We start from the raw sequence: 12,765 nt of genomic DNA, 5'->3' as shown, positions 1-12,765 counted from the left end.
GGAATTAAAAAATCGTTCCCCTGGCGTTTTCCACAGGAGTGGCGAAGTTTTCCACAGACTTTGCGGGGGTTTTCCACAGGCTTGGGGATTTTCTGGACTGCTGAACCTATTCCCACTCGATCGTCCCAGGTGGCTTTGAGGTAATGTCATAAACAATGCGATTCACCCCACGTACTTCATTCACAATCCGGTTAGAAATGGTTTCCAGCAGATCGTAAGGCACTCTTGCCCAATCTGCTGTCATGCCATCCTCACTGCGAACAAACCGGAGCACGATCGGGTAGGCATAGGTGCGCTGGTCGCCCATCACGCCTACACTGCGGATCGGCAGCAGCACGGCAAACGCCTGCCACAGCTCATGATACATACCGGCACGGTTGATTTCCTGCCGCACAATCAGATCAGCATCGCGGAGAATGTTGAGCCGCTCGGCGGTTACTTCGCCCAGAATCCGAATTGCCAGTCCGGGACCGGGGAACGGCTGCCGCTGCACAATTTCTTCGGGTAGCCCGATCGATCGTCCCACTTTTCGCACTTCGTCTTTAAACAGCTTGCGAAGCGGCTCGATCAGCTTGAACTGCAAATCTTTGGGCAATCCGCCGACGTTGTGGTGGCTCTTGATTTTGACTGCTACTCGTTCGCCCGTTTGAGGATCAACGTTGGTGTCTGCCGATTCGATCACATCCGGGTAAAGCGTACCCTGTGCCAAATAGTCAAACGGACCCAGCCGCCGCGATTCTTCTTCAAATACATGAATGAACTCATGTCCGATCCGCTTGCGCTTTTCTTCGGGATCGGTCACGCCTTCCATTTGCGCCAGGAATCGATCGCGAGCGTTGATATATTCCACCGGAATGTGAAACTGCTCCTGGAAGAGTTTGAGTAGCCGCTCTGGTTCTCCCTTTCGCATAAAGCCCTGATCGATAAACATACAGGTCAACTGTTCACCGATTGCCTTATAGAGCAAAAACGCCAGTGTCGAGGAATCCACTCCACCGGAAAGTGCCAGCAGCACTCGTCTATCGCCAACTCTGGCACGGATCTCGCGAATCGATTCTTCCACAAAAGCCGCTGTCGTCCACGTGGGTTCACAGTCGCAGATGTGATAGACGAAGTTGCGAATCAGCGCGATCCCACCGATCGAATGCACCACTTCGGGATGGAACTGCACGCCGTACAGCTTTTTATCGTGGTGGGCGATCGCCGCGCAGGAGGTATTTTCGGTGTGGGCAAGCGTTTCAAACCCAGTGGGCAGATGAGTGACTGAATCCCCATGGCTCATCCACATCGTGGTGCCGTCTTCCACGTTGGTCAACAGGTCAGTTGGGTCATCAATATACAGCGACGCTTTGCCATATTCTCCTCGCTCTGCTCGCTCGACCCCGCCGCCCAACTGCTGCACCATAAGCTGCATTCCATAGCACACGCCCAGGATGGGAACGCCCAAATTCCAAATTTCGGGATCGCAGTGGGGCGCGTAGTCGTCGTAGACCGAGCTGGGTCCGCCAGAAAGAATAATGCCTTTGGGGTTAAGCTGGCGCAGTTGTTCGATCGTAGTGCGGTACGACAGCACTTCAGAGTAAACCTGGGTTTCCCGAATACGTCGGGCAATGAGCTCAGAGTATTGTGAACCGAAGTCTAGAATCACAATGATCTGGCGATTGAGCTTTTCCGCAGACGATGCGGTTGGGGGTTGTTCGGTTTGAAGAGTCACCGCTTAATCCTGCTGTTACATCCTTAATTGATTAACCAAGATAACTTGCTAAACCGCTCTGAAGAGCGCGAAGTAAAACCCTTTCGTTAAACGTAATAATTTTTGAATATTTAATCCAGATTAACAAACCTGTGCAGCAATGTTGCGCCAATTTTGCTCTGTACTAGAATTTGCCGATCGCGATCGAACAGGACTGATCCCACCTGTACTAGCTGACTGCAGTGGATCTGGATATAGGCAGTAGCGCGGCGATCGATTTGCTCTGCGATCGAACCATAAACCTGATTAACCCAGTGACTTCCCTCCACCGCATCCAGCTTTCGCAGATATTGTAAAGCAGCCTCAGTCGTTGGACTGGAAAACACTGCCTGCACATCGAGAGTCGGCAGTCCCGAATTGGCACAGTGCGCTGCTAAGATTTCCTGCCGTCCGTCAGCGACATGATGATGCGTGTGAAAAATGCCGCCTGCCAGTTTAATCAGCTTGCCGTGATAGCCAAACAGCAGCACCGATCGCACCCCCTGTAAGCCTGCTTCCACCAGCATCGATCCCAGCCAGTTTGCCGTTTTAATTAGCCGATCGGCACTGATGCCCTGCTGCTCTGCCAGATCCAGCCCATTCTCACCAATACAAAAGACCAGCCCGTCATTTCGGTTGGCTCGCTGCTGAAGCTCCTGCCGAAACAGTTCAAGTTGTCCAGGTGCGCTGAGCGGTTGAGCGATCCCCGATGTTCCCAGCAGCGATAAACCCTCAACAACGCCAAAAGCCGCATTAGAAGTTCGCGTTGCCAGCGACCGACCCTGCGGCAAAATGATCGTCACTTGAATAGCGGTTTCTGGGGGTAGCCATGCTGCCAGATTGTAGTGCAGTAATCGCTGAGCATAGTCATAAATGGCAGGCTGATGGTTAGCGTAGATTTGTTTGCCGATTCCTTCGCCGCCTCGAATCACGATTAAATCTGATCCTTCGGGCATCAGCTCAACCAGTGCCCAGACGGGTGTATCTCGTGTCAGATCCAGATTGTCTCCGGGATCACTGCGGCTAATTGCTAAAGCAGCAGTGTCAGACAAAAGGGCAATTTGCTCGATCGCAATCTCAGCCGTTTCATCGGGTTCGATTAAATCGATCGATACTGAAGTCAGCGGAAATCGATCCTCTTCAAGCCATCGCAGAGCTGCAACTGCCGCAGCACAGGCAAAGACGGGTAGAGTATAGCCTGATTGAGGGGGAGAAACAGGGTCAAACAAGGGAGAGTAACAGATATTAATCAAGTAAAGTTGGGGGCACAGAATTAGGAAGACTAGGGATGCTCCCCACCTAGCTCAGCAAAAACAAGGGTTGCCATTCGTTAAGATAGGTCTATCTTCCCGTTTCATTTCTAAACATTAACTCAAGTTGCGCCTGTGAATCCTGTTGTTGATTACCTTCGCATTAGTCTGATCGATCGCTGTAATTTTCAGTGTCAGTACTGTATGCCGGAAGGAGCGGAACTGGAGTACATCCGCAAGCAGGAAGTTTTAACCGATGCAGAACTGCTGACACTGCTGCGCGAAGTGTTTATTCCCTGCGGCTTTAGCCGATTTCGCCTGACCGGGGGTGAGCCGTTGCTGCGTCCGCAGGTGGTGAGCCTGGTGCAGCAAATTGCCGCGCTGCCAGAAACTCAGGATCTCTCGATGACCACAAATGGCTTTTTGTTAGCAGACCTTGCACAAGGACTTTATGATGCTGGACTGCGCCGCATCAACATCAGCCTCGACTCCCTGGAACCTGAAGTATTCGATCGAATCATTGGCAACCGGGGCAGAACCCGCTGGCAGCAGGTCTGGAGCGGTATTCAGGCGGCGCATCGAGTTGGCTTTGATCCGCTCAAGCTGAATGTGGTGGTGATTCCAGGCGTGAATGACCATGAAGTGCTGGACTTAGCGGCACTGACGATCGATCGCCACTGGCACGTTCGCTTTATCGAGTTTATGCCGATCGGCAATGGGAATCTGTTTGGGGACAAAGGTTGGATTGATTCTGAAACCCTCCGGCAGCAGATTCACCAGCGGTGGGGCCTGGTTGAGGCACGGGTGCGGGGCAACGGTCCTGCGGATGTGTTTCAGATTCCAGGCGCAAAAGGAACGCTCGGCTTTATTAGTCAAATGTCAGAATGCTTTTGCGATCGCTGTAACCGGATGCGGCTCTCAGCGGATGGCTGGTTGCGCCCCTGCCTGCTAAATGAAACCGGACAAATTGATTTGAAAACTGCTTTGCGATCGGGGGTTTCCACCCGTGAGCTTTGTGCTCAGGTGCAGGTACTGCTTGACCTTAAGCCTGCAATTAACTTCAAACAGCGGGAGTCGGGCACAGTCGGAACCTATACCCGCACCATGTCCCAAATCGGCGGCTAAACGGCTAAAAATCAAACAAGCCCCCGGACTGACGGTGTCCAGAGGGCTTGCAGAAAACTTGTCTCGATGAACCGACTCCGCAGCCGCACGGAGACGATCGCTGACGACAATTTCGCCAAGAATTGCGATGGGAGAATTTAAGCCTGACGCGAGTAGTACTCAACCACCAGCAGTTCGTTGACCTGAAGCGCAACCCATTCGCGCTCTACGACGCCATTGACTTTACCTGTTATCTTGCCTTTATCAAATTCCAGGTGGCTGGGCAAGTGCGCCAAGCCAGGGAACTGTAAATTTGCCTCAACGAGCTTGCGAGAACGCTCTGTATCGCGCACTGCAATCACTTCACCCGGTCTGCACTGATAGCTGGCAATATTGACCACGCGACCGTTAACCGTGACGTGACCGTGATTCACCAGCTGACGCGCACTAGGAATCGTCGGAGCCATGCCCAACCGAAAAACGGTATTATCCAGCCGCATTTCCAGCAGTTGCAGCAGCACCAAACCTGTTGAACCCGCCGCACGACGTGCCTTACGCACATAGCGAAGGAGCTGTCGCTCAGAAACACCGTAGTTAAAGCGGAGTTTTTGCTTTTCTTCCAGTCGTACCGCGTATTCAGAACGCTTCTTGCGTGCTTGCCCGTGCTGTCCGGGGGGATATGCTCGTCGGGCACTCTTGCGGGTTAAACCGGGTAACTCGCCCAAACGACGCACAACTCTGAGGCGCGGACCTCGATATCGTGACATCTAGCTTCCTCTCTGTGTAAAACTTACCCAAAAGTATTATTCTAGCGGCTTTATGCAAAAGAGAACAGATCTGTTTGTAATTAATTCAGTCAACTTTGATTTGGTCTCGTTAATTTTGGACGGCTTCTCGCAGAATCAACTTGCTCAGGGCAGGCTACAGGCGTTAGTTCTTGGTGTTAGTTCTTAAAGATTGCTTTTATCTCAAATATCGCTTTTAAGCGATCGCCTCTTTGCGCTTTGCGCGATTGTTCCAATCTAGCTTCTTTGGTTGCTTCTTGATGATTAGTCTCGCTTACTGCTGACGGTCGCTTTCATTGTAATAAGCAATAATTCGCGAAAAATGCAGTGTGCGCCATCACAAAAATAGATTTGTGCTAGTATATGGAACTGGATAGAGGCTCCTGCTCTCACAAGACTGTGCGGCATGACACGCTCAACCGGAGCGGCACTGAGTTAATCAGCAGGGGCATAGACAGAAAAAATTAGAACATTTCCATAACAATAACCATGACAAAAGGTGTTATGAACCAGCAGGTTGCTCACCCGATGGAGAAATTGCAGCGACACGTTCGCTCGCTCGTTCAGTCAAACGTGCTGAAATCGACCGATCGCATCTGGAAAATTGCTTTTCTTTATGGCGACGATTGGGCGTTCTGGAAGCGCGAGCTAGAGGACTTTGACTTTTTAATGCAGGATACGATCGAATCCCTGCTTGCCGTTGAAACTTGGGAAGACGACGAATAAAACGCCCGGTTTTCTCTGGTTTTTCGCAATGTGCAGCTTCAGCTTCTGAACGCCCAGATAGACCTGTTAGGGCTGAGGTGAGTGGGCTTGCTCCAGCTTTTGCCCGAATAGCTCAACGTCGGGACGAACTTTAGCGCGAATCACCAGCGCAGTTACGTTATCGTGCCCGTTTTGCTCATTTGCTAGATTAATCAGTTGCGTCACCCCCTCTTCGAGCGAAGCCTGGGTTCGCAGCATTGGCTCCAGACAAGTTTGCCATTGCCGTTCGAGCAAATTGTTATCGGATAAGCCGTCAGAGCAAAGCAGCAATAGCAGGTCTTCTGTTAGTTCGAGGAACTTGACATCTGGATTAATAAAGTTCTCGTCTCGGGGACCAAGTGCCTGAGTAAGCTGATAAGCATCGGGACGGGCATAGGCGATCGACGGTTCAACGCCGCGCTGGATCTCACGCTGCCCGACTTCGTGATCGGTTGTAAGCTGCTCTAGTCCACGCGATCGACTGAGGCGATAAAGGCGACTGTCTCCCACATGGGCAATCGCCATCTCGGTGTTTTGGATCAGCACCAGCACCAGGGTCGTTCCCATGCGTCCGCTGCCCGATCGCTCGTCCTCTTGATTACGCTCGTAAATTGCCCGATTGGCTTGCATAATACCTTCCCGAATGCAGGCTTCGCTGGGGAGGTTATCCTGCCATTGGGCTGCAAAATATTGACTAAGCGTTTCAACCGCCAGTGCACTTGCCACTTCTCCGCCTGCATGACCGCCCATTCCGTCACAGAGAATGTAGAGTCCTTTTGCGTCCAGACTGCGACCCTGAGGCGTTTCGACTTTGCGGAACTCTGTCTGGATATTAAAGCAGTCTTCGTTGTGGTTCCGCTGCCGCCCGACATCAGTACTCGCTGCGTCTTCTAGACTAATTAGCTGCATTGGAAGGATGATCGTGGGCAATTCATCGTTTTCTGACTCCCCTTCCTCTTGTAGTGAAAGGTCAAATTGTGCTGCGCCTGGGACAGAGTTCAGGGCAGGCAGGCTAAACGGAACTGTGCTGTCTTCTGCGTCTGGCATGGCATTGGCGGGGAACGGTGGAGCCGTGTCATCCTCAGGGGAACTGTAGGAATCGAGCGGTTCAGTTCGGTCAGAGCTACTGGTCATATTGTCGTTGGTTTGCAGCAGAATGGCGATCGCTTCGATACGGGTACGTAACGCCTCAGCAGACGTGATTTTGCCGAGCATCAGCTCATGGTGTAACAGTGCCAGTTCTGTCCGATAGGTGTGCTGCGACTCCTGGAACAGCTGCTGCCACAGGTCTGCCAGCATTTTGATCTCAGTGGTTTGGTGAGATGGATCAAAATAAAGCCGTTGCAGACAAAGCAAATAGTCTTCGTCTACATACAGGTTTGCTAGTTCTAGAAGACTGCGGCAAGCTTGATGAGGTTCCAGCAAAGACCAGAGGGTCGCCATTTCGTGCAGCCAGTGCAGTATTTGCAGCGGCAAAACGGTTTCTTCTGCCCAGACTGCCTGGAGCTGAGGCAGGTGCGATCGATCGGCAAGCAGAATCACCGAAACCCCATTGGTTTGCCAGGCATCGTGAATATCAGGCAGTGCCAGAGAATGATAGTCGGTCTGCAGTTCCAGATAAGCGTTAACTTCAGGCGTAATGTGATCGCGTTGCAGCAGTTGGAGCGGGGTGGGTTGCAGGGGCTGACAGTCTAACACCCGCATGGTGAACTCTTGGGGCACGATTTGAGCCGCGATTGCTAAATCAGAGCATTTTTCGAGAATGCGATAGCGCTGCTGTTGATCCAGGTACTCGGCGGTTAGGTTTGGGGCGATCGAGGCAGTGGCAGTTTCCTCTGCGAATGCTTCCCGCGTACAAACGGCATACCAAGTCGTGCCTGTGAAGGTTTGACAGACAGGACATCGTTCAAGCTGAACCGAAACAAGCGTGCCACAGCCAGGACAGGACTGCTCAGCCAGCAAATGCCCACAAGCCTGGCAGAACCGATGCGTGTCTGGGTTTTCGGAAGAACAATTGGGACAAATCAGCATCAGAGCCATTCCTCTAATCCTGCGACGGTTGCTGAAAGAAGTTGCCTGTTGCGCCAGATGCTTCTCTAGAACGGAAACTGGAAAAGCATGACGAGAAAAAGCGCAACTTGATCCAGGTGATGCGATCGATGACCTGTGCCAGAGAGCTGATCGCCCTTCAGAATAGGTTTCCCGCCGGGACGGCTTCAGTTACTGCTTGCTGCACCGACTTATTGCACATTCTGCTGATTGCACATTCTGCACATGTTGATCGGTTGCAGGGCTGTAATTCCTGTCAACCATCAGCTTAACTTGCCATCGGCTCCACATTCGTTTAACTTCAACATTACAGCAATTGCCGCCATCGTCTCCGGTTCCGCCTGCCTTTGCTGTGATCTGAGGCGAGTCAGCCCAATTTTAGAGAATTTATGCCTGCCGCATGGACGTTGAGAGGTCAGCCCTGGGTATGGGGCGATCGAACCTATCTTATGGGAATTTTGAACGTCACACCCGATAGCTTTAGCGATGGGGGACAGTTTAACGCGCTCGATCATGCCCTGAAACAAGCAGATCATCTCGCTCGATCGGGGGCAGATATTTTGGATATTGGCGGACAGTCTACCCGTCCCCAGGCAGAAATCGTTTCGCTTCAGGAAGAACTCGATCGCGTCATTCCCGTGGTTCGCGCCATCCGCACCATTCAACCCACTTCTGCTGATTTAGCATCACCTGTTTTGAAGGAGATTCCAATTTCAGTCGATACAACGCGAGCGGAAGTTGCCCGGTCTGCCGTTGAAGCGGGAGCCGATTTGATTAACGATGTTTCTGGCGCAACTTATGATCCTGCTATGCTGCCGACCGTAGCTGAATTGGGTGTTCCAATCGTGCTGATGCACCTGCGCGGTACGCCGAAAACGATGCAGCAGTTAACCGAATATCATGACCTGCTGGGAGAAATCTACGAGTTTTTAGCCCACCGGATCGAGGCTGCGGTCAGTGCAGGAATTTTGCCCGATCGCATCATGATTGATCCGGGTATTGGGTTTGCAAAGACTTATGCTCAGAATCTAGAGCTGTTACGCGGTCTACCTCACCTTCGGTCGCTGGGCTGCCCAATGCTGGTTGGGACTTCTCGCAAAAGTTTTATCGGACATCTGCTGAACCAACCCGATCCGCAGCAGCGCGTTTGGGGAACTGCCGCGACCTGCTGTGCCGCGATCGAAGGCGGAGCCGATGTGTTGCGGGTGCATGATGTTCGCGAGATCCATGATGTCTGTCGCGTCGCAGATGCCATTTGGCGATCGAATTAAGCGATTCCGATCATGCGCCCTTGCCGGAGTCACCATTGTTGGAACGCTGTTCTGGCGTAGAAATGAGTTCAGATACCCCTTCGCTCAGGTCTCTGGGATTCATAAAGACCACTTTTGCGTTTGCACTTTGACCTAACTGAAGGTTGGCATCGACATATCTTTGAGCAACCAGGTAGCGCAGAATCTCTTCTCCTCTGGGCGTTCCTTGGACTGCCTCTGAAATGCGCTGCACTGACTCTGCGATCGCCGTTGCATTTTCGATCGCCGCCTTTTTGCGTCCGGCTGCCTCCGCTTCCATTGCCCGCTGTTCACTCTGGGATGCCCGCTCTCGCTCCAGCGCAGTTTTGATACTTTCGGGAAGCTGAATATCTTGCACTTCTACCCGCGTCACCTTCACGCCCCAGGGGTCAGTGGCTTCGTCCAGGCTTTCAGACAAAGAACGGTTGATGGACGCTCGCGAGGAATAAATCTCTTGCAGATCCATGCTGCCAATCTGCGATCGCAGGGTGGTGACGACCAGATTTTTCAGGGCTTCTTCAATATCTGTAATTTTGTAGTATGCCTGACGCAGCTCAAGAATTTGCCAGAAGATCACCGCATCAATCTTAATCGTTACGTTGTCTTTGGTGATAACGTTGCTGGGATCGATGTCGAGAATTTGCTCACGCATCGAAGCTTCGATCACCAGCTCATCAACGATCGGCAGCACCCAGAAGTTTAATCCTGCCGTCAGTGTGCGGTGATAGCGTCCCAGCCGTTCGACCAATGCCTGATTGCCTTCGTTAACACGCTTGACCGAACCAACCGTTGCCCCCAACACTGTCAGCACAACGGCAAAAACCCAAATCAAAGGAGAATACATAACCCTATTGGCGATTGAGCCAGCTACAACATTGTGCCTTCTAGTTCAAATATACCGTTAGCGATCGGTTTTAGTCCTGATTTTCGTCCTTCAGAGGGCTCTGTCCTGAGGCAATCTAGCTTTTGATTCGGGGACGATTGGAAAAGTCTTCAATCTCCTCTAGAAACGTGGTTGGAAGCACCATGAGCGTAAGTCCCTGCCGCCCCACCACATAAACCATTTGCCCTGGCGCAATGCTGATGTCAGAAATCTGGCAGCGCGCCCGCCACAGTGCCCCTTCATAAGACACTAGCCCAATGCCGCTTGGGGGAATCGTTTCCGTCACCGTTGCTTCCTGCGCCGGACTCAAATCAATCGATGCCTTTGGAACCATACCGCGCAGCACCACAATAAGGGCGATCGAGAGGATTCCCCAGAGGATGACTTGTACTGTTGCCGAAGCGAGGGAGAGTGCAGCAATGCCCGTGATTAACGCTGCAATTCCTATTGCCGCTGCGCTCGGTTCACCTGCCAGCGTCCCTGCCATCAGACACAGAAAGCCGACAAATAGCCATAGAGTAGAGGGAGGCAGGCTCATGATAAGAAATGAAGCGAGAAGACCTATTCGCTCACCTGGAAATGATTCTCTTGGAAATGATTTTCCAAGGCGATCGAACTTTTAGATCTCTGTAGAATGCTTCAAATTTAGCTGAAACTAAGGGCAATCGGGGGAAAAGTACGGTGATACTTAATTATTCAGAAAATCATGCCAAAAAGATCATTCACGAAGATATGAGTCTTTAGAGAGCTTGTCAGAGGAGGGTCGATCGGCATTTCACACGGCTACCTTTCACCCCTGGTTTCCCCTATTTAGGAAAAACTGAGCCTGGTTCAGTCAAACTCCTCCAAAATTGGGGAATTGAGGCGGCTGAAAAGAATAGAACGAGGCTGATTCGACAGGTGTACCCCGTAGCCCACTCTGGGGAAAGGGCAATTCGAGTCACAAATATGCCTTTTCAAGATGCCTTTTCAAACCTACTTTTCAGACTTGCTTAGGCTTCTGAAGTTTCTTTGGTCATCGGCGGCTTCCGGCGTTGTCTGCGTCTGAGCAGTTGCGTGGCTGCAAGCGGTAAGCCTCCGGGCAGGATAAACATGACGAGCGGCAGGTTATTCAGCAAGCAGTCGGGGTTCAGGTCGCACAGGTTTTGCTGCGCCGCCTGCTGACGCTGAGCTAGGGTGCCTGAGACGAGCTGCTCCATTGGCAGGGCAGCCACTTTCAGCCAGTTTGTAAAGTTTGGCGGCAGCGTAGCGTTTAGCCGCAGCTTCAGGTTTGCGGTCGAAAAAGATTGGGCATAGGCAGACGAGAGAAACGGCTTGTAGCGTTCTGCTTCGGGCGTGAGCTGTTTGATAAACGCGAGGCTGACCCCCTGCAAAAGCTGCCGCAGTGCCTTGGTTTCTTCATCGGGGCGTTCACGAACAAAAATGCTTTGGGTCAGAGAGTGGTTGAGATTTGCCGGATCGCCTACGCTAAGATGGGTTGCGCCGATCGCCGTCAACAGATACTTCTTGTCCGTCTTCAACTCGGTAAACGGCAAAAACTGCTGACTCACCGCAGGCGTAATCGCATCGTCTGTGCTGGCAAGCATCAGCGTTGGAACTGCCACCTGTGCCAAGCTTTTTGCATCAAACAATCGCCCGATCACCGGATTCAGCAAAATGGTTTGAGCAATTCTGCTATCGCGGAGCTTGCCGACCTGTTCGGGTAAATCTGCTGCATTGCACTGAAGCAGATCCGCAGGCGAAAAGGCGACTGGGTTTGGGTCATTGCAGAACTCGCGCAGGTGCTTGAGGTTAGGCTGTGCCCCTGCCAGTGCTAATGCCGTATAGCCGCCCAGCGAATGACCAATAATTGTGACCTGCTCGGTGTTGAGCTTGTCTCGGAGCCGACTGGAAAAGCGATTCATCTGCTGCAAGCGATCGAGCACAAAGCTGACATCCTTAGGACGATCGACAAACTCCGAGGCAGGCAGGATGGTACTCATCGCATTTACCCCAGCGTTATCCAGTGAGCTGCTGGTGAGCCAGGCAACGTTGCTGCCCGGATGCTCGACTGCGACAACCGTGATGCCATTCGATGCGAGATGATATGCCAGATAGCTGAGAAACCGCCGATCGGCTCCAAACCCGTGGGACAGCACGACCAATGGGCCCTGAGTGCGGCGACTCCAGTAGAGGTCAATGGGAATTGATCGATCGCGTTGATAGTCGCGCAGCGTCAGCGATTGCTTCCAGACCCACTGCTGCCCCATCTGAGCCGGATCAAGTTGTGAGCGGAAGGGCGAACTTTTCACCGTCAGCTCCCGTTCCAGCATTGAACTCAGGGTTTGGCTTTGCCAGTAGGGTAAGTTGACCTGCGAAGCAAGTGCCACCGCTGAAGCCGCATCCACCGTAACGGTCTTTTCCGGGAACGATCGCAGCAGCCCCAGGAGACTCATGCCATCCCGATGGCGAGCCGCTTGCATCAAAGTCGATCGAAGCTGCGCCGGATTCGCGCTGGGAATTGCCACTTGGAGGGTGTTGAGAAACCGCTCGCCCGAAGAGGAATACAGCAGGTCTTCCACGAGCTTATCGCCCACGTTTCGGTCTAGCTGCAGCCGACTGCGAAGGGCATAGCGCACCTGATCCGTCAGTAGCGGCGCGTAAAGGCGCAGGGTGGGGGGAACCTGTCCGGTTTGGGAAAACTGCTCTAGGTCAGAGATTTGAATTGACTGCTGAAAAGGACCAATCCGAATGGCAAGCTGTTCGGCGGCAAGTACGGGAGTTGTCATTCCACAGCCTAGCCCTAATCCTAAACCCCAGACCAGTCCTTTCATTCGCTGCCAGAAACGATAGCGGCGAGGGGCAACACAAGGCTGGAGCAGCGATGGGCACGGTCTAAATGGGAGGGGCTGATAGTCGGTCATGTTGGGGCAATGGAAAACAGCACGCG

The 12,765-nt window shown here is 52.4% G+C and carries 11 protein-coding genes; 4 read left to right on the top strand and 7 right to left on the bottom strand.

The features are described 5' to 3' along the window. Positions 1 to 106: 106 nt before the first annotated feature. The gene (gene guaA / locus H6F80_RS23480; protein ID WP_190793940.1) at positions 107 to 1,714 is read right to left on the bottom strand and encodes a glutamine-hydrolyzing GMP synthase; all 1,608 of its coding nucleotides are present in this window, start codon (positions 1,712 to 1,714) and stop codon (positions 107 to 109) included. A 110-nt stretch (positions 1,715 to 1,824) separates the two neighbouring features. Then, the gene (cbiD, locus tag H6F80_RS23475; protein ID WP_190793939.1) at positions 1,825 to 2,961 is read right to left on the bottom strand and encodes a cobalt-precorrin-5B (C(1))-methyltransferase CbiD; all 1,137 of its coding nucleotides are present in this window, start codon (positions 2,959 to 2,961) and stop codon (positions 1,825 to 1,827) included. A gap of 156 nt (positions 2,962 to 3,117) precedes the next feature. On the opposite strand from cbiD, the gene moaA reads away from it, so the two are divergent. Next, entirely contained in the window at positions 3,118 to 4,107 is a 990-nt protein-coding gene (moaA, locus tag H6F80_RS23470; protein WP_190793938.1) for a GTP 3',8-cyclase MoaA, read from the top strand. Positions 4,108 to 4,244: 137 nt separating this feature from the next. Here moaA and rpsD read toward each other — a convergent pair whose 3' ends face one another. Next, entirely contained in the window at positions 4,245 to 4,853 is a 609-nt protein-coding gene (rpsD, locus tag H6F80_RS23465; protein WP_190793937.1) for a 30S ribosomal protein S4, read from the bottom strand. A gap of 507 nt (positions 4,854 to 5,360) precedes the next feature. Between rpsD and H6F80_RS23460 the strand changes: the two genes are divergently transcribed. After that, entirely contained in the window at positions 5,361 to 5,597 is a 237-nt protein-coding gene (locus tag H6F80_RS23460) for a DUF4327 family protein (protein WP_242067532.1), read from the top strand. A gap of 66 nt (positions 5,598 to 5,663) precedes the next feature. Here H6F80_RS23460 and H6F80_RS23455 read toward each other — a convergent pair whose 3' ends face one another. Further along, positions 5,664 to 7,655: a serine/threonine phosphatase gene (locus tag H6F80_RS23455; RefSeq protein WP_199296779.1), complete on the bottom strand. Its 1,992-nt coding sequence runs from the start codon at positions 7,653 to 7,655 to the stop codon at positions 5,664 to 5,666. Positions 7,656 to 7,687: 32 nt separating this feature from the next. Between H6F80_RS23455 and H6F80_RS23450 the strand changes: the two genes are divergently transcribed. Both H6F80_RS23450 and folP read left to right on the top strand, forming a co-directional pair. Then, positions 7,688 to 7,936: a hypothetical protein gene (locus H6F80_RS23450; protein ID WP_190793936.1), complete on the top strand. Its 249-nt coding sequence runs from the start codon at positions 7,688 to 7,690 to the stop codon at positions 7,934 to 7,936. A 117-nt stretch (positions 7,937 to 8,053) separates the two neighbouring features. Continuing rightward, complete coding sequence (gene folP, locus H6F80_RS23445; RefSeq protein ID WP_190793935.1) at positions 8,054 to 8,935, top strand: dihydropteroate synthase; 882 nt, start codon at positions 8,054 to 8,056, stop codon at positions 8,933 to 8,935. Positions 8,936 to 8,945: 10 nt separating this feature from the next. Here the strand turns inward: folP and H6F80_RS23440 are convergent, their stop codons facing one another. From H6F80_RS23440 to H6F80_RS23430, 3 genes are all read right to left on the bottom strand, one after another. Next, a complete protein-coding gene (locus H6F80_RS23440) occupies positions 8,946 to 9,797 on the bottom strand; it encodes an SPFH domain-containing protein (protein WP_190793934.1) in 852 nt (283 codons plus the stop codon). A gap of 115 nt (positions 9,798 to 9,912) precedes the next feature. Beyond that, a complete protein-coding gene (locus H6F80_RS23435; RefSeq protein WP_190793933.1) occupies positions 9,913 to 10,374 on the bottom strand; it encodes an NfeD family protein in 462 nt (153 codons plus the stop codon). Between the two features lie 454 nt (positions 10,375 to 10,828). Further along, the coding region (locus H6F80_RS23430) for an alpha/beta hydrolase (RefSeq protein WP_206755108.1) at positions 10,829 to 12,765 on the bottom strand (1,937 nt) is incomplete at its 5' end.

It is taken from the genome of Leptolyngbya sp. FACHB-711, from assembly GCF_014695615.1.
GTDB lineage: Bacteria > Cyanobacteriota > Cyanobacteriia > Elainellales > Elainellaceae > Leptolyngbya_A.
The sequence above is the reverse complement of the archived record's forward strand: the minus strand, read 5'-3'. Positions and strand labels throughout refer to the sequence as shown.

Coding starts and splice junctions, on each gene's coding strand:
- rpsD (WP_190793937.1), bottom strand. CDS start 4,853: ATGTCACGATATCGAGGTCCGCGCCTCAGAGTTGTGCGTCGTTTGGGC.
- H6F80_RS23460 (WP_242067532.1), top strand. CDS start 5,361: ATGACAAAAGGTGTTATGAACCAGCAGGTTGCTCACCCGATGGAGAAA.
- H6F80_RS23455 (WP_199296779.1), bottom strand. CDS start 7,655: ATGGCTCTGATGCTGATTTGTCCCAATTGTTCTTCCGAAAACCCAGAC.
- folP (WP_190793935.1), top strand. CDS start 8,054: ATGCCTGCCGCATGGACGTTGAGAGGTCAGCCCTGGGTATGGGGCGAT.
- H6F80_RS23440 (WP_190793934.1), bottom strand. CDS start 9,797: ATGTATTCTCCTTTGATTTGGGTTTTTGCCGTTGTGCTGACAGTGTTG.
- H6F80_RS23435 (WP_190793933.1), bottom strand. CDS start 10,374: ATGAGCCTGCCTCCCTCTACTCTATGGCTATTTGTCGGCTTTCTGTGT.